At 56.3% G+C, this 23,046-nt stretch carries 22 protein-coding genes; 15 read left to right on the top strand and 7 right to left on the bottom strand.

Annotation, left to right across the window (positions count from 1 at the left end):
* The 9 genes from rpmD (at position 1) to rplQ (ending at position 5,154) form a co-directional block, all read left to right on the top strand.
* The gene (rpmD, locus tag FVV99_RS16665) at positions 1 to 183 is read left to right on the top strand and encodes a 50S ribosomal protein L30 (RefSeq protein WP_148255262.1); all 183 of its coding nucleotides are present in this window, start codon (positions 1 to 3) and stop codon (positions 181 to 183) included.
* A gap of 3 nt (positions 184 to 186) precedes the next feature.
* Positions 187 to 621, top strand: coding sequence for a 50S ribosomal protein L15 (gene rplO, locus FVV99_RS16660; RefSeq protein ID WP_148255261.1), 435 nt, complete (start codon positions 187 to 189; stop codon positions 619 to 621).
* A complete protein-coding gene (secY, locus tag FVV99_RS16655; protein WP_148255260.1) occupies positions 622 to 1,953 on the top strand; it encodes a preprotein translocase subunit SecY in 1,332 nt (443 codons plus the stop codon). It abuts the gene before it with no gap.
* Between the two features lie 29 nt (positions 1,954 to 1,982).
* Positions 1,983 to 2,096 (top strand): 50S ribosomal protein L36, encoded by a 114-nt coding sequence (gene rpmJ, locus FVV99_RS16650; protein ID WP_008959154.1) that lies wholly within the window; start codon positions 1,983 to 1,985, stop codon positions 2,094 to 2,096.
* Between the two features lie 125 nt (positions 2,097 to 2,221).
* Positions 2,222 to 2,578: a 30S ribosomal protein S13 gene (gene rpsM, locus FVV99_RS16645; protein ID WP_148255259.1), complete on the top strand. Its 357-nt coding sequence runs from the start codon at positions 2,222 to 2,224 to the stop codon at positions 2,576 to 2,578.
* A 39-nt stretch (positions 2,579 to 2,617) separates the two neighbouring features.
* Positions 2,618 to 3,004, top strand: coding sequence for a 30S ribosomal protein S11 (rpsK, locus tag FVV99_RS16640; protein WP_148255258.1), 387 nt, complete (start codon positions 2,618 to 2,620; stop codon positions 3,002 to 3,004).
* 12 nt (positions 3,005 to 3,016) lie between these two features.
* The gene (rpsD, locus tag FVV99_RS16635; protein WP_148255257.1) at positions 3,017 to 3,637 is read left to right on the top strand and encodes a 30S ribosomal protein S4; all 621 of its coding nucleotides are present in this window, start codon (positions 3,017 to 3,019) and stop codon (positions 3,635 to 3,637) included.
* Positions 3,638 to 3,714: 77 nt separating this feature from the next.
* Positions 3,715 to 4,713 carry a DNA-directed RNA polymerase subunit alpha gene (locus FVV99_RS16630; protein WP_148255256.1) on the top strand — a complete coding sequence of 333 codons (999 nt, stop codon included), beginning with the start codon at positions 3,715 to 3,717 and terminating at the stop codon, positions 4,711 to 4,713.
* Between the two features lie 39 nt (positions 4,714 to 4,752).
* Positions 4,753 to 5,154 carry a 50S ribosomal protein L17 gene (gene rplQ / locus FVV99_RS16625; protein ID WP_148255255.1) on the top strand — a complete coding sequence of 134 codons (402 nt, stop codon included), beginning with the start codon at positions 4,753 to 4,755 and terminating at the stop codon, positions 5,152 to 5,154.
* A gap of 96 nt (positions 5,155 to 5,250) precedes the next feature.
* On the opposite strand, the gene uvrA is transcribed toward rplQ, so the two are convergent.
* Positions 5,251 to 8,115, bottom strand: coding sequence for an excinuclease ABC subunit UvrA (gene uvrA / locus FVV99_RS16620; RefSeq protein ID WP_148255254.1), 2,865 nt, complete (start codon positions 8,113 to 8,115; stop codon positions 5,251 to 5,253).
* A gap of 175 nt (positions 8,116 to 8,290) precedes the next feature.
* On the opposite strand from uvrA, the gene FVV99_RS16615 reads away from it, so the two are divergent.
* From FVV99_RS16615 to FVV99_RS16600, 4 genes are read left to right on the top strand one after another with little or no spacing between them, the layout of a single operon-like run.
* Entirely contained in the window at positions 8,291 to 9,682 is a 1,392-nt protein-coding gene (locus FVV99_RS16615; RefSeq protein WP_148255253.1) for an MFS transporter, read from the top strand.
* A 52-nt stretch (positions 9,683 to 9,734) separates the two neighbouring features.
* On the top strand, positions 9,735 to 10,271 hold the full coding sequence (gene ssb / locus FVV99_RS16610; RefSeq protein ID WP_148255252.1) for a single-stranded DNA-binding protein: 537 nt from the start codon (positions 9,735 to 9,737) through the stop codon (positions 10,269 to 10,271).
* A 42-nt stretch (positions 10,272 to 10,313) separates the two neighbouring features.
* A complete protein-coding gene (locus FVV99_RS16605; RefSeq protein ID WP_148255251.1) occupies positions 10,314 to 11,183 on the top strand; it encodes a sugar nucleotide-binding protein in 870 nt (289 codons plus the stop codon).
* Positions 11,180 to 11,941: a lysophospholipid acyltransferase family protein gene (locus FVV99_RS16600; protein ID WP_148255250.1), complete on the top strand. Its 762-nt coding sequence runs from the start codon at positions 11,180 to 11,182 to the stop codon at positions 11,939 to 11,941. The genes FVV99_RS16605 and FVV99_RS16600 overlap by 4 nt, the downstream gene beginning before the upstream one ends.
* Positions 11,942 to 12,018: 77 nt before the next feature.
* Here the strand turns inward: FVV99_RS16600 and fabB are convergent, their stop codons facing one another.
* Both fabB and fabA read right to left on the bottom strand, forming a co-directional pair.
* The gene (gene fabB, locus FVV99_RS16595) at positions 12,019 to 13,236 is read right to left on the bottom strand and encodes a beta-ketoacyl-ACP synthase I (RefSeq protein ID WP_148255249.1); all 1,218 of its coding nucleotides are present in this window, start codon (positions 13,234 to 13,236) and stop codon (positions 12,019 to 12,021) included.
* A 13-nt stretch (positions 13,237 to 13,249) separates the two neighbouring features.
* Positions 13,250 to 13,765 (bottom strand): 3-hydroxyacyl-[acyl-carrier-protein] dehydratase FabA, encoded by a 516-nt coding sequence (gene fabA / locus FVV99_RS16590; protein ID WP_148255248.1) that lies wholly within the window; start codon positions 13,763 to 13,765, stop codon positions 13,250 to 13,252.
* Between the two features lie 243 nt (positions 13,766 to 14,008).
* Between fabA and FVV99_RS16585 the strand changes: the two genes are divergently transcribed.
* A complete protein-coding gene (locus FVV99_RS16585; protein ID WP_148255247.1) occupies positions 14,009 to 15,838 on the top strand; it encodes a putative bifunctional diguanylate cyclase/phosphodiesterase in 1,830 nt (609 codons plus the stop codon).
* 238 nt (positions 15,839 to 16,076) lie between these two features.
* Here the strand turns inward: FVV99_RS16585 and phrB are convergent, their stop codons facing one another.
* From phrB to FVV99_RS16570, 3 genes are all read right to left on the bottom strand, one after another.
* Positions 16,077 to 17,498 carry a deoxyribodipyrimidine photo-lyase gene (gene phrB / locus FVV99_RS16580; protein ID WP_148255246.1) on the bottom strand — a complete coding sequence of 474 codons (1,422 nt, stop codon included), beginning with the start codon at positions 17,496 to 17,498 and terminating at the stop codon, positions 16,077 to 16,079.
* A 58-nt stretch (positions 17,499 to 17,556) separates the two neighbouring features.
* Complete coding sequence (locus FVV99_RS16575; protein WP_148255245.1) at positions 17,557 to 18,468, bottom strand: MerR family transcriptional regulator; 912 nt, start codon at positions 18,466 to 18,468, stop codon at positions 17,557 to 17,559.
* A 169-nt stretch (positions 18,469 to 18,637) separates the two neighbouring features.
* A complete protein-coding gene (locus tag FVV99_RS16570) occupies positions 18,638 to 19,006 on the bottom strand; it encodes a sirohydrochlorin chelatase (protein ID WP_148255244.1) in 369 nt (122 codons plus the stop codon).
* Between the two features lie 129 nt (positions 19,007 to 19,135).
* On the opposite strand from FVV99_RS16570, the gene FVV99_RS16565 reads away from it, so the two are divergent.
* A complete protein-coding gene (locus FVV99_RS16565) occupies positions 19,136 to 20,029 on the top strand; it encodes a TIGR01777 family oxidoreductase (RefSeq protein ID WP_148255243.1) in 894 nt (297 codons plus the stop codon).
* Here FVV99_RS16565 and rapA read toward each other — a convergent pair.
* Positions 20,026 to 22,989, bottom strand: coding sequence for an RNA polymerase-associated protein RapA (gene rapA / locus FVV99_RS16560; RefSeq protein WP_148255242.1), 2,964 nt, complete (start codon positions 22,987 to 22,989; stop codon positions 20,026 to 20,028). The genes FVV99_RS16565 and rapA overlap by 4 nt on opposite strands.
* Positions 22,990 to 23,046 lie beyond the last annotated feature (57 nt).

Below are 23,046 nucleotides of genomic sequence, written 5' to 3'. Positions count from 1 at the left end.
ATGGCAGCAACGATCAAGGTTACTCAGGTCCGTAGCACCATTGGTGTCCTGACCAAGCACAAGGCCACCATTACGGGTCTCGGGCTGCGTCGCATCGGCCATACGGTCGAACTGGAAGACACCCCCGCCGTACGCGGCATGATCCACAAGGTGAACTATCTTGTGCGTGTTGAGGGAGAGTAATCCATGAAACTCAATAGTCTGAGCCCGGCAGCGGGCTCCAAGCACGCCGAGAAGCGTGTCGGTCGTGGTATTGGCTCTGGCCTTGGCAAGACTGGTGGCCGCGGCCACAAAGGTCAGAAATCACGTACCGGCGGTACGGTGAAGCCGGGTTTCGAGGGTGGTCAGATGCCCTTGCAGCGTCGGCTTCCCAAGTTTGGCTTTACGTCGGCGAAGTCGCTGGTCAGCGAGGAAGTTCGTCTGGCTGAACTGGCTCGTGTCGAGAGCGGAGACGTTGATCTTGACAGTCTCAAGCAGGCCAACGTACTCAAGGGTGCCACGCAGCATGCGAAGGTCATCCTATCTGGCGAACTGAACAAGGCGGTCACTGTCCGCGGTCTACGTGTCACTAAAGGTGCACGTGCCGCCATTGAAGCCGCCGGTGGCAAGGTAGAGGACTAAATGGCTAAGTCAGGCAACATGCCGGCGATGGGCAGTGGGCTGAGTGAACTCTGGGCGCGCTTGCGCTTCGTGTTTCTGGCCATCGTGGTTTACCGCATCGGTGCCCACATCCCTGTTCCCGGTATCGATCCTGACCAGCTGGCTGCCTTGTTTCGGGAGCAGCAGGGTACCATCCTGGGCATGTTCAACATGTTTTCGGGCGGGGCCCTGGAGCGCATGAGTATCATGGCACTAGGGATTATGCCTTATATCTCGGCGTCGATTATCATGCAGCTCATGACGGCAGTTTCGCCTCAATTGGAGCAGTTGAAGAAAGAAGGCGAATCCGGTCGTCGAAAGATCAACCAGTACACTCGTTATGGAACGGTGGCCCTGGCAACGATTCAGGCCTCCGGCATGTCAGTTGGTCTGGTCGGTCAAGGTGTGACCTATACCGCTGATTTCAGTTTCTACTTCAGTGCCATCATCACTTTCGTATGTGGCGCCGTGTTCCTGATGTGGCTGGGTGAGCAGATCACCGAGAAGGGCATCGGCAATGGGATTTCCTTGCTGATCTTTGCCGGTATAGTCGCAGGCCTGCCGAGTGCTGTGGGTCAAGCATTCGAATTGGCACGTAACGAGGGTGCATGGAATGTGCTGCCCTTGCTTGCCTTGACGATATTGGGTATAGCCACTGTCGCATTCGTTGTGTTCATCGAACGTGGGCAGCGTCGTATCACGGTGAATTACCCTCGCCGTCAGGTTGGCAACAAGATGTATGCGGGCCAAAGCAGTTACTTGCCGCTTAAAGTGAACATGGCAGGGGTCATTCCGGCGATCTTCGCTTCTAGCATCTTGCTGTTTCCAGCCTCGCTGGGACAGTGGGTTGGTTCTGGAGACGGAATGGAGTGGTTGCAGACCGCCTCAATGGCTCTTGGACCGGGTCAGCCGTTATACATCTTGCTTTTCGCCGCTGCGGTGATATTCTTCTGCTTCTTTTACACAGCGCTGGTCTTCAACCCCAAGGATGTCGCTGACAACCTGAAGAAATCGGGAGCTTTTCTGCCGGGCATCCGTCCCGGTGAGCAGACCGCTCGCTATGTCGATAAGGTCATGACTCGCCTGACGTTGTTCGGGGCTTTGTACATCACAGCAGTGTCATTGATGCCTCAGTTCCTGATCGTGGCCTGGAATGTGCCGTTTTTCTTTGGCGGCACGTCATTATTGATCGTTGTGGTCGTAACGATGGATTTCATGGCCCAGGTGCAATCACATCTGATGTCAAATCAGTATGAGTCGGTGATGAAGAAGTCCAACCTGAAAGGCTACGGTAGTGGCGGCATCATGCGTTGATGAACGCCACAGGCGATTTGGAGAGAACGATGAAAGTTCGAGCTTCCGTGAAGAAAATGTGCCGTAACTGCAAGATCATTCGTCGCAATGGCGCTGTACGTGTCATTTGCAGCGAGCCGAGGCACAAGCAGCGTCAGGGGTGACCTGATCGCTGTATCGTAATCGGTGCAGGCATACCCTCTTGCTCTATGCTGAGTAAAGGGGTATGCTGTTGCGCCCTTTTGTAGATGATCCAACGAGCAAGCCGCTCAAATTTCGGAGAAAGCTGATGGCCCGTATTGCAGGCGTCAATATCCCGGACAACAAGCATGCGGCGATCTCGCTGACCTATATCTTCGGGATTGGCCGCACTCGCGCAAAGGACATTTGCGCTGCAGCCGGTATTGCGTCGACCACTAAGGTCCAGGATCTGTCTTCTGAAGAAGTGGACACCCTGCGTACCGAAGTCGGCAAATACACCGTGGAAGGCGACCTACGTCGTGATACGACGCTGAATATCAAGCGTCTCATGGACTTGGGTTGCTATCGTGGTCTGCGTCATCGTCGTGGTCTTCCGCTGCGTGGTCAGCGCACCAAGACCAATGCGCGTACCCGTAAGGGGCCGCGTAAGCCGATTCGCAAATAACACGCACGTTCTGGCGTAAAGACAGGAAAAAACATCAACATGGCTAACCCGCGTAGTAACCGCAAGAAGGTTAAAAAGCAGGTAGTGGATGCGGTCGCCCACATTCACGCCTCTTTTAACAACACGATCGTGACGATCTCAGACCGCCAGGGCAATGCCCTTTCTTGGGCAACTGCCGGTGGTTCGGGTTTTCGTGGTTCTCGCAAGAGCACCCCGTTCGCTGCTCAAGTGGCAAGTGAACGTGCAGCGACTGCTGCAGCCGAGTATGGTGTGAAAAACGTCGACGTGCTGGTCAAGGGCCCCGGTCCTGGCCGTGAGTCCGCCGTGCGGGCACTGAATGCCGCCGGTTTCCGCGTGCAAAGCATCACCGATGCGACGCCCGTTCCTCACAACGGTTGCCGTCCGCCGAAGAAACGCCGCGTTTAAGGAGACAGACTCATGGCTCGTTATCTTGGACCGAAGTGCAAACTGTCTCGTCGCGAGGGTACCGATCTCTTCCTCAAGAGCGGTGTCACTCCCTTCGAGAAGAAGTGCAAATCCGAGCAAATCCCGGGTGTGCATGGCCAGCGCCGTCAGCGTCTTTCAGACTACGGCTTGCAACTTCGCGAGAAGCAGAAAGTGCGTCGTATGTACGGCGTACTCGAAAAGCAGTTCCGCAACTACTACAAAGAAGCTGCCCGCTTGAAGGGAGCGACTGGCGAGTTGTTGCTGCAACTGCTGGAATCAAGATTGGACAACGTCGTCTACCGTATGGGCTTTGGTGCCACTCGTGCCGAGGCTCGTCAGTTGGTCAGCCATAAGGCTATCGCCGTTAACGGACGCAGCGTCAACGTGGCTTCTTATCAGGTCAAGCCCGGTGATGTTGTATCCGTTCGCGAGAAGGCCAAAAACCAGGCACGCATCCAGAACGCCCTGGGCATTGCTGCTCAGCGTGGAGATGTGACCTGGATCGAGGTCGACTCCAAGAAGATGGAAGGCACCTTCAAGGCCCTGCCTGAACGCGGCGACCTGTCTGCCGAAATTAACGAAAACCTGATCGTCGAGCTGTACTCGAAGTAAGTGCATAAACACCGCCGGGTCTGTATGGCCCGGTCGTTTCTATCGAGTATCCGTTTGGCAGCCTGAAAGGTGTTCATATGCAGCGTTCAGTGACAGAGTTTCTCCGTCCTCGTGATATCAAGGTCGAAGAGATCAGTGCACACCACGCGAGAATCGTACTCGAACCGTTCGAGCGTGGTTTCGGTCATACCTTGGGGAATGCGTTACGTCGCATTCTGCTTTCCTCCATGCCTGGCTGTGCCGTGGTCGAGGCGGAAATAGCCGGGGTCGATCATGAATACAGTGCGATCGAAGGGGTTCAGGAAGATGTCATTGAGATCCTTCTGAACTTGAAGGACGTGGCAATCAAAATGCATAGCCGTGACGAGGCGGTGCTCACGCTGAACAAGCAGGGCCCAGTCGTTGTCACTGCTGGTGACATTGCTACGGATCATGATGTCGAAATCGTCAATCCTGACCATGTGATCGCACATGTCAATGAGGGTGCTGAGCTGAAAATGCAGCTCAAAGTGGCCCGTGGCCGTGGTTATGAACCGGCGGATGTGCGCGATGAGTCTGGCGAAGAAACCCGCGCTATCGGTCGGTTGCAGTTGGATGCAACCTTCAGTCCGGTGCGCCGCGTCTCCTATGCAGTGGAAGCCGCTCGTGTCGAGCAACGTACGGACCTCGACAAGCTGGTGATCGACCTGGAGACCGATGGCACGCTGGATCCCGAAGAGGCTATTCGTCGCAGCGCCACGATTCTGCAGGAGCAGTTGGGGGCATTCGTCGACCTCGAAGCCGATAAGGAGCAGGAGGTCGAGGAAGAAGAGGATCATATTGACCCTATCTTGCTGCGCCCCGTAGACGATCTCGAGTTGACCGTCCGTAGTGCCAACTGCCTGAAAGCCGAGAATATCTATTATATCGGTGACTTGATTCAGCGGACCGAGGTCGAGCTGTTGAAGACTCCGAATCTCGGTAAGAAGTCCCTGAATGAAATCAAGGATGTGTTGGCTGCACGCGGCTTATCTTTGGGTATGCGGCTTGAAAACTGGCCGCCGGCTAGCCTGAAAGATGACAAGGCCTCCGCGTGAGCGTCGACTCGAGTCTCTGTTTGGTAAGGAATTATAACCATGCGTCATCGTAAGAGTGGTCGTCACCTGAATCGAACCAGCTCGCACCGTCAAGCCATGTTCAAGAACATGTGTGTATCGTTGGTCGAGCATGAAATCATCAAGACAACCCTGCCCAAGGCCAAGGAACTGCGTCGTCATATCGAGCCGTTGATTACTTTGGCCAAGCAGGATAGTGTCGCTAATCGCCGCCTGGCGTTTAGCCGCACGCGTTCCAAGGAAGCGGTTGGTAAACTCTTCAATGAGCTGGGCCCGCGTTACGCGGAGCGTCCGGGAGGGTATGTCCGGGTGCTGAAGTGCGGTTTCCGCACCGGTGATAATGCACCTATGGCTTATGTCGAGCTGGTTGATCGTCCGATCGTCGAAGAGGATGACGACGACGAAGCAGTTGCTGAAGAGTAACTCTCATCGTTGTTTGGGGCCTGTCCCCAATCAGTATGGAAAGGGCCGACTCCTGCGGAGCCGGCCCTTTTACGTGCATGGTCGCTTGTCGTTAGCTTATGCTGTCGTTTCGGGTTCTATATTCTTCTTGGCAGACTGTCGCTCAAGCATCGGCTTGAGGAAGCGCCCCGTGTGCGAACCCTCGACACGCGTAACCTGCTCGGGGGTTCCTTCAGCAATAATGTGACCGCCTCCCGATCCGCCTTCCGGCCCTAGATCGATGATCCAATCAGCCGTCTTGATGACATCCAGATTGTGCTCAATGACTACAATGGTATTGCCGTGATCACGTAGGCGGTGCAGCACGGTCAATAATTGACGGATGTCTTCGAAATGCAGGCCGGTGGTTGGTTCGTCGAGGATATAGAGCGTCTTGCCGGTGTCGCGCTTGGCGAGCTCTCGGGCCAGCTTGACTCGCTGGGCTTCCCCACCCGAGAGCGTTGTGGCGCTCTGACCGAGACGGATATAGGAGAGGCCGACATCCATGAGTGTCTGCAACCGTCGAGCGATGGCGGGCACCGGGCTGAAGAACTCCAGCGCTTCCTCGACAGTCATCTCCAGCACTTCGTGGATGTTTTTGCCTTTGTACTGGATGTCCAGTGTCTCGCGATTGTAGCGTTTGCCTTTGCAGACATCGCAGGGGACATAGATATCCGGGAGGAAATGCATTTCCACCTTGATCAAGCCTTCTCCCTGGCAGGCTTCACAACGTCCACCTTTGACATTGAACGAAAAGCGTCCCGGTTTATAACCTCGCGAGCGCGCTTCTTGAGTGCCGGCAAAGAGTTCCCGAATGGGGGTGAATATGCCGGTATAGGTTGCTGGGTTGGAGCGTGGGGTACGCCCGATCGGACTCTGGTCGATATCGATTATCTTGTCGAGTAACTCGAGCCCATCGATATGATTGTAAGGCGCTGGTGTCAATGTGCTGGCTTTATTCAGTTCCCGAGCGGCTATTGGCATGAGCGTGCCATTGATCAACGTCGATTTGCCTGAACCTGATACGCCGGTGACGCAGATGAAGACGCCCAATGGCATATCGAGGGTGACATGCTGCAGATTGTTGCCGGTTGCGCCTGTTAGCCGTACCCGTTTCTCTGGGTTGCTAGGGATGCGATAGGGCGGTACCTCAATGGAACGGTGTCCTGCAAGATATTGTCCTGTCAGCGAATCCGAACTGGATTTGATCTGTTCCGGTGTGCCTTGGGCAACGATATGTCCACCGTGGACGCCGGCCCCAGGACCAATATCGAGCACATGGTCGGCTGAAAGAATGGCTTCTTCATCGTGCTCGACCACGATCACCGTGTTGCCCATGTCACGCAGTCGCTCAAGGGTCTTGAGGAGTCGGTCGTTGTCACGCTGATGCAGACCGATCGAGGGCTCATCCAGGATATACATGACACCCACGAGGCCCGCACCAATCTGACTGGCTAGGCGAATACGCTGTGCCTCCCCCCCAGACAGCGTTTCGGCACTACGTTCGAGGTTGAGGTAATCAAGGCCGACATTGACTAGAAACTCGAGTCGGGAGTGAATCTCGTGGATGATCTTGACGGCAATTTCCCCGCGGCGACCAGGCAGCTCTAGATACTGGAAGTAATCCCAGGCTTCACCAATGGGAAGGCGAACGATCTCCGGAAGCGAGCGATCATCGATGTAAACGTGGCGAGACTCCTTGCGTAGTCGCGTTCCTTGGCAGGTTGAACATGGCTGTACGGCGATATGGCGAGCCAGTTCTTCGCGAACCATGGTGGATTCGGTTTCGCGATAGCGGCGTTGCATATTGGGGAGTACGCCCTCGAAGGGATGTTCGCGTGTGACTTTCCTGCCCCGGTCGTTGACGTAACTGAACTCAATGTCGTCGTGACCGCTGCCGTGCAGGATCACTTCCTGCTCATGACGGGCCAGTTCGTTCCAGGGCGTCTCGAGCTCGAAGCGGTAGTGGTCGGCGACGGCCTGCAACTGGTTGAAATAATAGACGCTGCGACGATCCCAGCCCTTGATCGCACCTTCGGCAAGCGATAGCTCCGGATGACTGATCAACTTGCGAGGGTCAAAGAATTGCTGCACCCCCAGCCCGTCACAGGAAGGGCAAGCCCCCGCTGGATTGTTGAACGAGAACATGCGCGGCTCGAGTTCAGCAATGGAGTAGCCGCAAACGGGGCAGGCAAAACGCGATGAGAATGGCATATCCTCGGCTTCACCATCCATGAAGTGGATGATGGCGGTGCCGTCGGCTAACCCCAAGGCCGTTTCGAAAGATTCGGCCAGACGTTGCTGAAGGCCATCGCGAACCTTGATGCGGTCTACCACGACACTGATGTCGTGTTTCTTGTTCTTGTCCAGTGGAGCAATGTCGTCAAGTTCCAGGATTTGACCGTCAATCATGGCACGCACGAAGCCCTGAGCTCGTAATTCACTGAGCAACTGTAGATGCTCCCCCTTGCGGCCTTTGATGACTGGCGCAAGTAGCATCAGTTTGCTGCCTTCGGGGAGGGTCAGTACCTGATCGACCATCTGTGAAATGGTCTGTGCTTCGAGGTCTTCTCCGTGCTCGGGGCAGCGGGGCGTACCGGCTCGGGCGAACAGCAGGCGCAGGTAGTCGTATATTTCGGTGATGGTCCCGACTGTCGAGCGGGGATTGTGCGACGTGGATTTCTGCTCGATGGAAATCGCCGGTGATAAGCCTTCGATATGGTCGACATCCGGTTTTTCCATCATCGAAAGGAATTGGCGGGCGTAGGTCGACAGCGATTCGACATAACGGCGCTGCCCCTCGGCATAAAGCGTATCGAATGCGAGTGAGGACTTGCCTGAGCCGGACAGGCCAGTAATCACGATCAGTTGACCGCGTGGCAGTTCGACATCAATCTGTTTGAGGTTATGGGTACGTGCGCCCCTGACCAGAATCCTGTCCATTGCCACCTCGAGTGCAGCGCAAAAACTCGATTATACGGCGTTGGGGGAACTCTCGCCAAAATGCTGTTCCTAAGAACCTCATTGGCTTTCCCTGTCGGTCACTGAGTAGGTAGAATGTACGTTTTCCTTGGCTGTTTTGCCGATCTATTCGAGTCGTTGGACAATCTCCTATCTCATGATCTCTGGTTTGCTGTTAGCCACCGAACGCCGCGCCATCATCGGCTTGGCGAGCCTGTATGCATCGCGCATGCTGGGGCTCTTTATGGTGCTGCCGGTGCTGGCACTCTATGCCGAGCGCCTGGATGGCGCGACTCCTCTGCTGGTCGGACTAGCGCTCGGGGTCTATGGGTTGACGCAAGCTATCCTGCAGATTCCGTTCGGGTTGCTGTCTGACTGGATAGGACGCAAGCCCGTCATCGCGATGGGGTTGTTGCTGTTCTTGCTTGGCAGTGTCGTGGCGGCACAGGCGGATAGTATCGCCGGGATCATACTGGGACGGTGCCTGCAGGGCAGTGGTGCCGTTGCTGCTGCCATCATGGCGTTGCTCGCTGATCAAACACGGGAAGAGGTGCGCACGGCGGCCATGGCATCGATCGGTCTCTCGATTGGTGCAGCTTTTGCCGTGGCAATGGTGTTGGGGCCTCTATTGTCGTCTCGCTTCGGCTTGTCCGGCATTTTCTGGCTGACGGCGGCTTTGGCCGTCTTGGGAATGCTGGTGTTGTGGCGAGTGATTCCCAAGGCTCCCAAGCGTCTCTTGCATCGCGACGTAGGCCTGGATCGCCAGCAATTCAAGTCCATGTTGTCGCGCCTGGACCTGCTGCGTCTGGATTTCTCCATTTTTTCGCTTCATCTGATCCTGATGGCGATCTTCGTCGTGGTGCCATCTCGACTTGTCGAAGTCGGCATTGCAGCCGACCATCATGGTTGGATCTATCTGGCTGTCATGGGACTGGCCTTCATCGGCATGCTACCTTTGGTCATCGTGGCCGAGAAAAAACGTCGGATGAAAATGGTCTTCGTGCTGGCAGTCACCCTGTTGACGGTGTGCCTGACTGCCATGGGGCTGAGTCTAGGCTCGTCCTGGCTATCTTTGGCGGTGTCGTTGATCGGCTTCTTTATCGCGTTCAACCTGCTGGAAGCGACGTTGCCCTCGATGATCAGCAAGTTAGCTCCGGCAGGGGCCAAAGGGACTGCCATGGGGGTCTACTCCACGAGCCAGTTTCTGGGGGCCTTTCTTGGCGGTCTGCTGGGCGGGGCACTGGATCAGCAGTGGGGGCATGAAGCGGTGTTCTACGGTGCAGCGCTGCTGGGATTGTTATGGCTGGCATCCATCATGACGATGCCTGCGCCTCGCCATCTGGCCAGCGAGGTCGTGTCTCTCGACGATCGGGCTCACGGTGATGCACTGGAGACGTTGATGGAACGCTTTGCCAATGTGGCCGGCGTGGAAGATGTCCTCGTCGTGCCTGATGAGCGGGTTGCCTATCTCAAGGTAGATCGCCAGCGACTCGATAATGAGGCTCTGGCAAGGATCGCTGGAACGCAACGAGACCAGGGGGGTGCCTGAGAAGCACCTGTCATGTGGATCGATACATGTAAAAGGAACAAGGAGTCGAACGATGGCCCGCGGTGTTAACAAAGTCATTTTAATTGGCAATCTGGGACAAGATCCGGATATCCGTTTTCTGCCTTCCGGGAATCCGGTGGCCAACTTGCGTCTCGCGACGACGGATAGCTGGACCGATCGCCAGAGCGGTCAGCGCCAGGAACGTACTGAGTGGCATACGGTCGTTATGTTCAACAAACTGGCTGAAATCGCTCAGCAGTACCTGCGAAAAGGCTCCAAGCTATACGTAGAGGGCCGGTTGCAGACGCGCAAATGGCAAGGACAGGATGGCCAGGATCGCTACAGCACCGAGATCGTCGCCAACGACATGCAGATGCTGGATTCGCGAGGTGGCGGTGGGAATGATTATGCTCAGAGCAACCCACAGCCGGGAGGCTACGGCAATGGATCACAACCTGCACCCCAAGGGGGACAGCCTCAACAAGGAAATCAGCAACCTTCTCAGCAAGGTGGTCAGCAACAAGGGAACAATTACGGCGCACCCGACCCAGGCAGCTTCGATGATTTTGACGATGAGATTCCGTTCTAGACGATCAGGTTCCGCGTCCCTGATGCCTCAGGAGCCCTCGTCTTGAAGCTGATGATCCTCGATGCCGGTCATTGTCTAAGCTTGGCTTTGACGCGTGAAGCCAATCGCCGCAGCGATACGTCATTGATAATCGAGCAAGGAGTGTCATTGTCATCGCAGCGGTTGAGCGAATTGGCCCCGGACGCCCTGCTGGTTCCGCCGCTGGCGCAGCCAATCCTGACGGAGCCAGCGGCGGTGACAGCCCATGCCGAGGCTGTGGAGTCGTGCCTGGAGGCTTGCATCGAAGTCGGTGTTCCTCTGGTGTGGTGCGTCTCCGATCAGCTTTATGAAGATGGCCTTCACGAACCCATTGATGAGCATGTCATTCCTGCTCCTCGAGATGAGAGTCTCAAGCGTTTGATCCAGACCGGGGATCGTATCCGTTCGATGCAGGCCCGTCATCTGATCGTGCGTCTTGGGCCACTGTTCGCTCTGGAAGGACGTGAATCATGGTTGGCGGATCTGATCGGTCAGCTGCTAAAAGGCGAGGAGGTACGTGCAGCCGAGGATATTGTCTTCTGTCCGACCTCGGTGGATGCGGCTGCCATGGCGCTGATCGGGATGCTGCAGCAGTTGCAGTGTGGGGCCGAGGGGTGGGGAGCCTACCACTTGGCAGGTACTGAACCGGTCAGCAGCTATACGTTTACTTCCATGGTACGGACCCAGCTCGGTACTCGCCTGGAAGGGTTGGGCGAAGAAGTGACGTTGGGGGCACTAACTGCGCTCAATCATCATCATGATCAACCTCTGCGCCGCGTTCTCAATTGTCGCCGTGTCCTGGAGGTTTTCGGCGTCCACCAAAAACCGTGGCGGCTTGAGATTGATCGTATGCTGGATACCTGGTGTCAGACTCGAACCGGAACCCCTGCATGAATCTATTACGTAGCTTACTGTTCTACTTCGGCTATTTTCTCGCCATACTCTTCTGCGGCGTGCTGTTTCTGCCACTCGCTCCCTTGTTACCGTTGCGTAGCCGCTATCGCCTTCTCAATCTATATAACCACTTCATCATTGCCTGGTTTCGTATCAGTTGCGGTGTCACGTATGAGATTAGAGGGCGTGAAAACCTGCCTGATCGACCTTGTGCTGTACTAGCTAACCATCAATGCGAGTGGGAAACGCTGTTTTTACAGGTTCTCAATCCGCCGATATGCACCGTGCTCAAGCGCGAGCTATTGAATATCCCGCTTTTCGGTTGGGGGCTGCGTTTGCTCCATCCCATCGCGTTGGATCGCTCTAAACCGGCGCGTGCCATGAAACAGGTGCTTTCACAAGGTGTGGCGAGGCTTCAGGAAGGCTTGTCGGTACTGATATTTCCCGAAGGGACTCGTGTTGATCCCGGGCAAAGACGGCGATATAACAAGAGTGGGGCCGTTATTGCGTGCCGTGCCGGTGTGCCGGTACTACCGGTGGCGCATAATGCAGGGGAGCGTTGGCCTGGGCGGCACTGGGTCAAGAATCCTGGGCGGCTTACGGTCGTCGTTGGCGAGCCCGTCGAAACGGCAGGTCGGACACCCGATGCCGTACTGGCCGACGTGGAAGCTTGGATCGAATCAACGCTACGTGAGATATCCGATGTTCCCAGGCCACAGGAAAGCGTTGCCAAGCCCACCGTGACAATTCCCGGTTGATCTCGCCTTGACTTGACCAGGCTGGTCACCGGCTGTCAGGGGCAGGCAGCCACAGTTGGTTGCCTGCCTTCATCGCGTCACTCAGTAAACGTTTCCAGCACAAGGCAGGCATTGGTGCCGCCGAAGCCAAAGCTATTGGTCAACGCCCGTTGGACTGATACGTTGTCGCGCCGCTGGGTCACGATATCGAACCCTTCTGCCTGTTCATCGAGTTCATCGATATTGGCTGAAGCAGCAATGAAGTCGTGCTTCATCATCAAGAGTGAGTAAATGGCTTCCTGTACACCGGTGGCGCCCAGTGAGTGTCCCGTCAACGACTTCGTCGAGCTCATGGCTGGGGTACGATCACCGAAGACCTCACGGATGGCCTTGAGCTCAGCGACGTCGCCAACCGGCGTAGATGTCCCATGAGTATTGATGTAGTCAATCGCACCGTTCACGGTTGCCATCGCCTGTCGCATGCAGCGCGCCGCTCCTTCGCCGGAAGGCGCGACCATGTCATAGCCATCGGATGTGGCGCCGTAACCGACGACCTCGGCATAGATCGTTGCACCACGTGCCTTGGCATGTTCCAACTCTTCCAGCACTAACATGCCACCGCCGCCAGCAATAATGAAGCCGTCGCGGGCCTTGTCATAGGGACGGGATGCCTTGGTGGGCGCATCGTTATATCCCGTAGATAGTGCCCCCATGGCATCGAACAGACAGGAAAGAGTCCAGTGCTCTTCTTCCCCTCCGCCCGCAAAGACCAGATCCTGTTTGCCGAGCTGGATCTGCTCTACCGCGCTACCAATGCAGTGTGCCGACGTGGCACAGGCAGAAGAGATCGAATAATTGACGCCTTTGATCTGAAAAGGGGTCGCCAAACATGCTGAAACCGTGCTGCCCATGGTGCGTGTTACCCGGTAGGGCCCGACGCGTTTCAGGCCTTTTTCACGCAGGACATCAGCCGCTTCCACTTGGTTGGCGCTGGAGGCGCCTCCCGAACCGGCTATCAGGCCGGTGCGCTCATTGGATACCTGTTCCGTCGAGAGTCCGGCATCTTCGATAGCCTGTGCCATGGCGACATAGGAATAGGCTGCTGCATCTCCCATGAAGCGGCGTAACTTACGGTCGATCAAGGCATCGAGGTCGATATCGACCACACCAGCCACCTGGCTACGAAAGCCGTGTTCGGCATACTCATCCTTGTAGCGAATGCCGGAACGCCCCGCCTTGAGCGCCTCAAGAACCTGGTGTTGGTCATTGCCGAGACAAGACACGATGCCCAGGCCGGTGACTACCACTCGTCGCATGGAAGCCTCCTGATCAGAAATTCGCAGTAGAGGTGAACAGGCCCACTCGCAAGTCATTGGCCTGGTAGATTTCACGACCGTCGACGGTGACGGTGCCATCGGCGATGCCGAGAATCAGGCGTCGCGTGATGATCCGCTTGACGTGGATGTGATAGGTAACCTTTTTCGCTTCTGGCAGTATCTGCCCGGAGAATTTGACTTCACCACAACCCAGTGCCCGGCCCCGGCCTGGATGACCCAGCCATCCCAGGTAGAATCCGACTAATTGCCACATGGCATCCAACCCCAAGCACCCAGGCATGACCGGGTCACCGGGAAAATGGCAGTCGAAGAACCACAGATCGGGATAAATATCGAGCTCGGCAATCAACTCGCCTTTGCCGTATTCGCCGCCTTCTTCCCGAATACGGGTGATCCGGTCGAGCATCAGCATGTTGGGCGCCGGCAGTTGGGCATTGCCCGGGCCGAACAGTTCACCTTGGCTGCATGCTAGCAGCTCGTCGCGGCTAAAAGAGTGTTGCTTGGTCACTGAATCGTTCCGAGAATAAAAATGGTTATGTGGGGCCGCTATGCGACCCAGATGCATTCTACTGGCAGCCGGTAACGATTGCACGTCAACCCATGGTATGCCAACCGGGCATGCTATCCTGCGATGCGGTCATCGATCATTGCAAGAAATTTAAGCGCTAGGACAAGATGCCGATAATATAGTGAATGATGACAGCTCGCCGTTTCTGCGAGCAACCCATAATCCAACAGTCGATGATATCTCATGTGGCCCTCGTTTTCTCTTAACCGACCACTAGTATGGATGGCTTTGGCAGCTCTGGCCGCTGTCAGTTGGCTTCCCAACGTATGGCTCCGCTTGGCCGCCATGGGCATCCTCCTGCTGGGGGGAGTGGATGTCATGCGACAGGTGCGCCATGAGCATCGACGGCGCACGCTCTGTGAAGAAGCCTTGAAACTTTCCGAAGACGGGGTCGTGATCAGCGATGCGGCTAACCGTATCGTCGCCGTCAACCCTGCATTCACCCAGATTACAGGGTATGAGGTCGATGAAGTTCGGGGGCAGGATGCCTCGGTGCTGGCTTCGGGCCGACATGATAAAGCGTTCTATGAACGTTACTGGCAGACACTTCGAACAACGGGCCACTGGGAAGGTGAAGTCTGGAACCAGCGTAAGCACGGTGACCAGTATCCAGAGTGGTTGCGGATGCAAGCGTATACCGATGAACAGGGTCGAGTCTCTCACTATGTGGGTCTATTTACTGATATTTCGCGGCACAAGGCACGTGAACAGGATCTCCGTCGCATTGGTTTCGAGGATCCACTGACGGGGTTGCCGAATCGCCGTCGTTTACATGAATTGATGACATCGCGTCTCCGTCATTTACGTGCTGGAGAAGGACTGGACATGGCGCTCATCGATATCGATGGTTTCAAGTCGGTCAACGATGGCATGGGAGTCGACTGCGGAGACCGAGTGCTGGCGCGGTTCGGCCAGCGGCTGGCAAGGTATGTTGCCGGAGGCGTCGTCGGTCGTCTGGGGGGGGATGAGTTCATGGTCATTCGGACCACGACGTTCGATGATCACCAGGCATGGATCACTGATTTGCGTAGTCATATGAGTGAGCCCTTTGAGGTGGAAGGGCATTCTCTGCGTCTGGGGTTAACGATTGGTAGCTGCCGCGCCCCGGAAGATGGCAACGACTCCGGCGTGCTTTTCCAACGCATGGAATCCGCGCTCTACAGCGCCAAGCGATATGGCCGCAACCATGACCAGCGCTTCCGGCCTTCGTTGGATATGGTGGGCAGCCGACAGCTAGCTCTGGTCAATGACTTGCGTACGGCGTTGGCGACGGGGCATCAACTGGAACTGCATTACCAGACTCAGCATCGGCTGGATGATGGTGCACTGACGGGGATCGAGGCGCTACTTCGTTGGCGTCACCCCGAGCATGGCATGATCTCACCGGGTGACTTCATTCCCTTGGCGGAGCGCCATGGTTTGATGGTGCCTCTGGGTAACTGGGTGGTCGACCATGCCATCGCGCAGCTGTCGAACTGGCATCAGGCCGGTCTGTTCGAGGTCCCGTTATGGATCAATATTTCGGCGATGCAATTGATTCAGGGGGATATGGAATCACGGCTGGCTGCTGCGCTGAGTCAACACCGCGTTCCAGCCTGGCAACTGGGCCTGGAGTTAACGGAATCTGTGCTTCTCGATGACCGTGCTGGGGATATTTATCCGCGCATGGAAGCACTGCGCAAGATGGGACATCAGATTGCTATCGATGATTTCGGTACTGGCTACTCGTCACTGAGCTATTTGAAACGCTTACCGGTGGATAAGCTCAAACTCGATAGAGAGTTCGTCCGCCAGTTGCCGGATGACAAGGAAGATGCCGCGATTACTGGTGCTGTGCTGACCATGGCCAGGGGGCTTGGCCTCGAAGTCATTGCCGAAGGCGTCGAGACGGAGGCTCAGCGCGGCTTCTTGCTGGAGCAAGGGTGTCCTCAGGTCCAAGGCTTTCTGTTTTCCCGCCCGGTTCCTGCCAACGAATTGCATGCACGATGGGCAAAGCAGGAACAACTTGCCTGATTCGTTGCTGCCTCTGAGGTGGTCCGTATAGGCATGGCGAAATCATTTTGGCCTGTCAGGGAGTTGGAACGAAGCCTGGGTAGACGAGACTGACATCAATGCCGTCCTGCCTTGAAGATGACATCCTCAGTGTAAACCTTGTACAGCTTTTTGTGCATGTTTTGTATAGATTTTTGCAAAAAGTGCAAAACATCTCCAGTGCCGGATCATGTTGCATGCCGACGGCCTGTGTTGGTTTCTATTTATCTTGAGATTTCAGCGACTTGAAAGCATCAAGAGCACGTTGCCGTGCTGCCTTGTGATCCACGATCGGGGACGGGTAGTCGATAATGGTGAGTAGGTCGGGCGTTGGAGCGTGGCGACGCTTACCTTCAACCTTCGACAATTCCGGGACAAAACGGGCAATGAAACGACCTTCCGGATCGAACCGTTTGGATTGAGTGGTGGGATTGAAAATTCGGAAGTAGGGCGCCGCATCGGTACCGGTCGATGCAGCCCATTGCCAGCCGCCATTGTTGGCGGCGAATTCACCATCGACAAGATGACGCAGGAAGAACGCTTCGCCCTGACGCCAGTCGATCAGCAAATGTTTGGTAAGGAACATGGCGGTGACCATGCGCAGACGGTTGTGCATCCATCCGGTTTGAACTAACTGACGCATGGCCGCATCGACGATCGGATAACCGGTGCGACCTTCACACCATGCTTGAAAGCCTTCCGGGTCATTGCGCCACGGTAGTCGTTGGGTCTCGGGCTGGAAAGGGTGGTAGCGGCAGATATCAGGAAAGCCGAATACGATGTGTTGGTAGAATTCTCGCCAAACGAGTTCGTTTACCCAACTAACGAGCCCCTTGTCGCCCTCACACAGGCTGCCGTGATTGTGATCGAGCACGGCGTGCAGACATTGGCGATGAGAGATCATGCCCAGTGCCAGGTAGGGAGACAGCTCACTGGTTCCATGCACAGCTGGTATATCACGCTGAGATTGATAATGCCGGCCACGGCAGGTCAGGAAACGTTCCAGGCGATCGGCAGCGGCACTGGGGCCAGCGGGCCACAGCTGACTGGCAACGGCAGCATCCTCCATGGGGACAGAGGGAGGTCGAGGGTCGCTGGATATGGCCAGGGTGGGCTGTGGGTTTGACGTGTCACGAAGAGCCAGTCGCTCCGCTGTGATATGTCGATGCCAGGCTCGACTGAAGGGAGTGAATACACTGTAGAAGTCGCCTTGTCCGGTACGTAGTTCGCCGGGGGAGAAAGCAATGGCATCGGTATAGCCATGAACGCTGACATCGTGGCGACGAAGGGTATCGATGACCGCTTCATCGCGACGCCATTCATTCAACGGATACTCGCGGTTGAAATGCACCGTCGTGATGTCGAGGTCTTTTATGATCGCGAGGAGTGCCGCGGGAGCCTCAGAGAAATAGTCGATATCTCGGTGGAGCAAAGGAATGTTGAGTCCTGCGAGTTCATCGCCTAATGCGGCCACACCGCGTTGCCAAAAATCCAGTTTGTTGGCGCCGTGACCATGGTGTTGCCACTGGCGAGTGCTGCGCAGGAAGACCGCGATGACAGGCCCCTTGGCAGCGGCTTCCTGTAGCGCGGTGTTATCGGTAGTACGTAGGTCACTGCGAAACCATACCAGTTGCCTTGCCATAGGAAAGCATCTCCTTACTCAGCGACTCTTATGGTTCTGGCATGTCTGATGATGAGGGCTACTGGCGTATCAACGGTGTCAACCGGGTAATGGCTTGCAGAGGGTCATCGCCAAGGACTGCAACCTGGGTATCGGTAAGTTCGGCAGCGCGAATGCGGGCAACCGGCCCACACAAGCCGAGTACGATATCCAACTGATCTGCCAAACGAGGGAGTTGCCGCCGCATCAATTCAGCACGTTCGGCTTGCCCACTGCATAGCAGTAGAGCATTGATCTTGAGCCTCTCCACTGCAAGAGGCAACTCATTGATCGGCAGGGCTGCATCATAGAGTTGAACCCGGTAGCCAGCTTGTGACGCTGCCAGGGCAATCAACAGCTCCCATAAGTTGCTTTGGTCATCAGGGAGTCGACCGATCATGAGAGTCGCCCCTTGATTGATCAGGTTGGCATGGTAGAGGCGGGTTCCGACCCGGGTTCGGAGGAAGGATTCCAGAGTGCGTTGCTGAAGTGTGGCGCCGAGTTGTTCGCTCCAGTGCTCTTCGAGCGTTTCCACGATGGGTTTGAAGAGTTCATTCAAACAGGTGGCCAGGGGGTAAAGCGCCATGCATTGATTGAATAACGAATCCAGTCTAGAGAGATCGTACGCTTCCAAAGCGGCAATGAGTTGCTGGCGTTGACTGGGCCAATCTCCGGCTGCGGGTTCCGGCGTTTCAACGGCTTGCGGTTGGTCGAGTAACTCACGTACTTGGCTGACGGGAACTCCGCGGTTCAGCCATTGTAGGATCTGCTCGATGCGCTCGATGTCATCGCGAGCGTAAAGTCGGTGACCTTTCGGGGTTCGCTGGGGCTGAATCAGGCCATAGCGGCGCTCCCAGGCACGTAGCGTGACCGAATTGACCCCGGTCAACCGAGAGACTTCACGAATCGGATACAGGGGCGCATCGGTTGGATTCGTCGCCTTGTCACTCATGCACTCTGGAGCCCCTTCGTTGAATCGACACGAGAACAGCCGCACATGCCGGCCTGGTTGGAGGGCGGGATCCGCACCGACGCCGACACTAGCGGTTTAGTGGTGCTAGGATGGTGCAACTTGTTGTACAAGGCAATCCCTTTGTACAAAATATGTTTGGTTAAATGGGTCATGAGCCGGATCTGGATTCGATGATATTCACCAGAGCATCGATAAAGGCCGGATGATCACCGATGGGTGCCAATAGCGTCAGCTCAATACCGGAATGTGCATCATGGAGTGCCTCTATTTGTGAGGGGACGTCCTCACGCAGGTGTCGTCCGGCGGCAAAGAATAAGGGAAGCACATCGGCCTGCTGGATACCGATGGTTTCCAGATCTGCCACGACCTGTTCAAGAGAGGGGGAGCACAACTCCATGTAGGCTAACCGCAGTGGTGTGTCCTGGCGTTGTGCCAGCGTCGTTTCAAGTGCGTCGAATGGCGCTCGCCAATTGGGATCGCGGGAGCCATGCGCCAGAAGGATCAATGCCTTGGTCATGAGTGAGTCGTCTCCTGGGTCGAGTCATGGGCGTGAGAGTCATTCTCTTCTAGACTAACAGATACGTATAAATTCTGTATAACTCGGCATTCCCTTGGGAGCCGAACGGCGTGATGAGGAATCCAAACGATGCGTGTCCTGGTTACCGGTGGTAGCGGCTTCGTAGGACGCCGTCTCTGCGAACGTCTGATGGCATCGGGACATGAAGTTCTGGTGATCTCGCGAGATCCGGATAGAGCTCGTGAGCGGTTGCCGGCAGGGGTGTGTCTGGAAACGGCGATCTTGAACGCCATTGAATGGCGACCCGAGGCTATCGTGAACCTGGCGGGAGAGCCCATTGCCGATAAACGCTGGAGCGAGTCGCAGAAACAGCGGTTGATCGAGTCACGGGTCAACATCACGCGCGATCTGGTGATGCTTTGTCGCCATATGCCGACGCCCCCGAGTGTCATGGTGTCCGGATCTGCTATGGGATATTACGGTGATCAGGGAAGCCGGGAAGTTTCGGAACGGACACCGCCCCATGATGAATTCGCTCATCGGCTATGCGAGCGGTGGGAAAATGCCGCTCGGGAGGTCGAGGAATGTGGGGTACGTCTGGTGATTTTACGTATCGGACTGGTGCTGGGTCCTAATGGTGGAACGCTGTCGCGGCTGTTGCTCCCCTTCAAGCTGGGTCTGGGAGGGCGGCTGGGGAATGGACGGCAATTTATGCCGTGGATACACCGCGAGGACCTCGTGAGCGCCATCGAGTTCCTGCTAGTCAACGAAGGGCTGGCCGGGCCGTTCAATGGCTCGGCTCCTCATCCAGTGACCAACGCGGAATTCACGAAATTGCTGGCAAAGCGACTGAATCGTCCGGCAGTGCTGGCGGTGCCGGCACCTTTGCTCAAGCTTGGATTGGGTGAGATGTCCCGGCTACTGTTGACCGGAGCCGACATGCGGCCCGCGCGGTTACAGGCAGCCGGGTTTGACTTTCGTTTCCCGACCGCGGATACAGCGCTGGCGGATATTCTCGGCTAGCGTTCTTCCTGTTCCACGGTAACGATGACTCGAGCGGCATCCAGGCGCAGCCGGGTATTGTCGAGTGCTCCATTCAAGGCGGAGCGCTCGTCTTGCAAGGCTTGCAATTCGTCAGGACGTACCGAAGGATTGTGGCGAGCCAGGGCTTGCAGTCGAATCAATTCTCCGTCCAGGGTCTTGCGCATGCGCGTTTGCGCCGCTTCAACGATGCTTGGCAACTCCCGGTCGGCCTCTCGCTCGCCGTTGGACAGCATCTCACGTAGCTGGTCATGACGGTTCTTGATCAAATCCCGTGCCACCGCTTTCTTGACCTTCTGCAGGTTCTTCGACAAACCGTTGAAGGACACTTTGTCGGTCAGGTTGATGCCGGATTCATCCAGCAGCACGCGGACGGCGGTAGCGGGCAGGAAACGGTTGACATGCAAACGCTTGGGAGCCGGACAATGAGTGCGAAAGACCAGTTCGACCATCAACCTCCCTGCCGGAATGGCCGGGTGTTTGAGTAACGCGAGAGCGGTGTTGCCCATGGTGCCTGACAAGATGCGCCCCATGATCTCGCGTAACAGCGGGTGCTCCCACGAGAGACGCTGCACATCGTCTCGTGCCAGAGCGCATTGCCGCGATAATGTAGCGGTGAATCCTGCTTCCTCCTTGGCTAACCCGGGTAACCCATCGAGCATTTGCGGTCCAGGTTTTAGGTGGATCAGATCACCCCCCAAGGAGGTATCGTCGACACCAAAGACATCCAGAGCCCTATCCAGGTAGCGTGGTAAGGCAGGATCGTCATCGAGTTCCCTGATGGAATCAATCACGGTCTGGGCGCGGTCGTGGCGACAGGCATTATGTTCCAGCAGGCGATGGCGACCAGCAGCGTATTCACGCAGGCGCGATTGATACATCGAGTGCGTCTCGTCGATGACTTCCTGTAGCTCCTCGTCATTCAGGAGCGCATCCGCGAGCGCATCGCCGAACGCATCATAGAGCTCACTACCCACACCCGTCGGCGCACCGAATGCTTCCATACCGTCACGATACCAGCGTAGTAGACGTTCACCGGGGCTATCGTTGAACACCGGGACATGGATATCGATGGCGTGCTGCTGGCCGATACGGTCGAGTCGTCCGATCCGCTGTTCAAGCTGATCTGGGTGCGGTGGTAGATCGAACATCACCAAGTGGTGGCAGAACTGGAAATTCCGTCCTTCAGAACCGATCTCTGAACAGATCAGAACCTGGCAGCCGGTCTCGTCGTCCGCAAACTCTGCGGCTGCCCGATCGCGTTCGACAAGGCTCATCCCCTCATGGAAGACGGGAGCCTGGATACCTTCCAGAGTCCTTAACCCTTCGGCCAGCTCCAATGCCGTTTCCCGGTGGTGAGTGATGACGAGCATCTTGCCGTTGGAGCCTTCCTCTTTGCCAACTGCCTGTAGGCGCTCCAGCAACCAGTTGACACGTGGATCGAACTGCCACCAAGGTGACGTGTCCGGTGCTTGAGCGTGCAATTGACGGTACATGGCATCGAGATAGAGCACCGCCTCGGGGTGATCGAGCCCGGTAGCGATCAGTAACTCGTCGAGGTATTCCTCATCTCTCTCGAGTCGCCTCAATAGACGACGGTAGGCCGCAGGTGCTTCCAGCGTCGTAATATGAACGTTACGTTCCGGGAAACCTGCGACATGGCGGCGACTGTTGCGAAACATGACTCGTCCAGTGCCATGTCGGTCCAGTAGTTGGTCACGTAGCTGGGATCTGGCCGACGCTCGTTGCTGTTCATCGCTTTCCGTGGTGGTCAGTATGTCCAGCAATGCCTGGCTATCCGGATCATCAATGACGGTAGTGATCGCATCGTAATCGCTCTGTGCGACCTCCCCGTCATCGACTGGGAGCCGGTCCAAGGCCTCGATGGCATCGGCAACGCGCACATAGCCCTGCTCTTCATGCTTGAACGTCTCGAGGTCGTGGTAGCGGTCCGGGTCCAGGAGCCGTAGGCGTGCGAAGTGGCTGGTCAATCCCATCTGTTCCGGCGTCGCGGTCAGTAGCAGAATCGCGGGAATGAGCGACGCCATACGTTCCACGCAGGCATAGCCAGGCCCGGTGTGTTCAGGTGTCCAATCAAGATGGTGTGCTTCATCCACGATCAGGATGTCCCATGCGCAAGCTTCGGCCTGTTGTTGACGATATGGATCGGCGAACAGCCACTGTTGGCTTGCCAGGATCAACTGACCTGATTCGAAAGGATTGGCATGGCCATGAGCCTGACTCTGTTGCTCGTCGAGCAGGGTGACATCCAGAGCGAAACGGCGGAGCAGTTCAACCAGCCATTGGTGAGATAAGCTATCCGGTACCAGAATGAGTGCCCGTTCCGCACGACCACTAAGCAGCAAGCGGTGCAGGACCAAACCGGCTTCAATGGTTTTTCCCAGCCCGACTTCATCCGCCAGCAGCACCCGAGGCGCATGACGATTTGCGACTTCGTCAGCGATATATAGCTGATGGGGAATCAGATCGACCTTGGGACCCGAGAGTCCAAGCGCGGGATTGCGTTCGGTACGCTGGTGATGGTGCAGCGTCCGATAACGCAAATCGAACCAGTCATTACGGTCGACCTGGCCTGTCAGCAGGCGGTCCCTTGCCTGGTCGAACTGCATGGTATCGGCGAGTTGCGCTTCGGGAAGCTCTCGCCAGTGACCTTGAGAATCCTCACCTATATAGACGATCAGTCCATTGACTTCCTTGCTGTCATCGACGATGAGTTGCCAGCCTTCCGTCGACTGTACACGGTCGCCGCTGCCGAAGACGACGCGTGTCAACGGTGGTTGGCGAGTACTGTAGGTGCGGGTTTCCTGGCTGGCGGCAAACAGCACCGTCACCATGCGGTTGTCGCAATTGAGGACCGTGCCTAGACCCAGTTCGGCTTCACCGTCACTGATCCAGCGTTGCCCGGGAGAAAAATCGCTCATGATGCCTCGAGTGATAGAGATGACATTGCGGTGACCTGACGACAAGACCGCTGGGCT

The organism is Aidingimonas lacisalsi (assembly GCF_008079445.1).
Classification (GTDB): domain Bacteria; phylum Pseudomonadota; class Gammaproteobacteria; order Pseudomonadales; family Halomonadaceae; genus Aidingimonas; species Aidingimonas lacisalsi.
This window is presented reverse-complemented; position numbering and strand designations above follow the sequence as displayed.

Excerpts from the sequence above, each read along its gene's own strand:
- rpmD (WP_148255262.1), top strand. The coding sequence starts at position 1 with ATGGCAGCAACGATCAAGGTTACTCAGGTCCGTAGCACCATTGGTGTC.
- rplO (WP_148255261.1), top strand. The coding sequence starts at position 187 with ATGAAACTCAATAGTCTGAGCCCGGCAGCGGGCTCCAAGCACGCCGAG.
- secY (WP_148255260.1), top strand. The coding sequence starts at position 622 with ATGGCTAAGTCAGGCAACATGCCGGCGATGGGCAGTGGGCTGAGTGAA.
- rpmJ (WP_008959154.1), top strand. The coding sequence starts at position 1,983 with ATGAAAGTTCGAGCTTCCGTGAAGAAAATGTGCCGTAACTGCAAGATC.
- rpsM (WP_148255259.1), top strand. The coding sequence starts at position 2,222 with ATGGCCCGTATTGCAGGCGTCAATATCCCGGACAACAAGCATGCGGCG.
- rpsK (WP_148255258.1), top strand. The coding sequence starts at position 2,618 with ATGGCTAACCCGCGTAGTAACCGCAAGAAGGTTAAAAAGCAGGTAGTG.
- rpsD (WP_148255257.1), top strand. The coding sequence starts at position 3,017 with ATGGCTCGTTATCTTGGACCGAAGTGCAAACTGTCTCGTCGCGAGGGT.
- FVV99_RS16630 (WP_148255256.1), top strand. The coding sequence starts at position 3,715 with ATGCAGCGTTCAGTGACAGAGTTTCTCCGTCCTCGTGATATCAAGGTC.
- rplQ (WP_148255255.1), top strand. The coding sequence starts at position 4,753 with ATGCGTCATCGTAAGAGTGGTCGTCACCTGAATCGAACCAGCTCGCAC.
- uvrA (WP_148255254.1), bottom strand. The coding sequence starts at position 8,115 with ATGGACAGGATTCTGGTCAGGGGCGCACGTACCCATAACCTCAAACAG.
- FVV99_RS16615 (WP_148255253.1), top strand. The coding sequence starts at position 8,291 with ATGATCTCTGGTTTGCTGTTAGCCACCGAACGCCGCGCCATCATCGGC.
- ssb (WP_148255252.1), top strand. The coding sequence starts at position 9,735 with ATGGCCCGCGGTGTTAACAAAGTCATTTTAATTGGCAATCTGGGACAA.
- FVV99_RS16600 (WP_148255250.1), top strand. The coding sequence starts at position 11,180 with ATGAATCTATTACGTAGCTTACTGTTCTACTTCGGCTATTTTCTCGCC.
- fabB (WP_148255249.1), bottom strand. The coding sequence starts at position 13,236 with ATGCGACGAGTGGTAGTCACCGGCCTGGGCATCGTGTCTTGTCTCGGC.
- FVV99_RS16585 (WP_148255247.1), top strand. The coding sequence starts at position 14,009 with ATGTGGCCCTCGTTTTCTCTTAACCGACCACTAGTATGGATGGCTTTG.
- phrB (WP_148255246.1), bottom strand. The coding sequence starts at position 17,498 with ATGGCAAGGCAACTGGTATGGTTTCGCAGTGACCTACGTACTACCGAT.
- FVV99_RS16575 (WP_148255245.1), bottom strand. The coding sequence starts at position 18,468 with ATGAGTGACAAGGCGACGAATCCAACCGATGCGCCCCTGTATCCGATT.
- FVV99_RS16570 (WP_148255244.1), bottom strand. The coding sequence starts at position 19,006 with ATGACCAAGGCATTGATCCTTCTGGCGCATGGCTCCCGCGATCCCAAT.
- FVV99_RS16565 (WP_148255243.1), top strand. The coding sequence starts at position 19,136 with ATGCGTGTCCTGGTTACCGGTGGTAGCGGCTTCGTAGGACGCCGTCTC.
- rapA (WP_148255242.1), bottom strand. The coding sequence starts at position 22,989 with ATGAGCGATTTTTCTCCCGGGCAACGCTGGATCAGTGACGGTGAAGCC.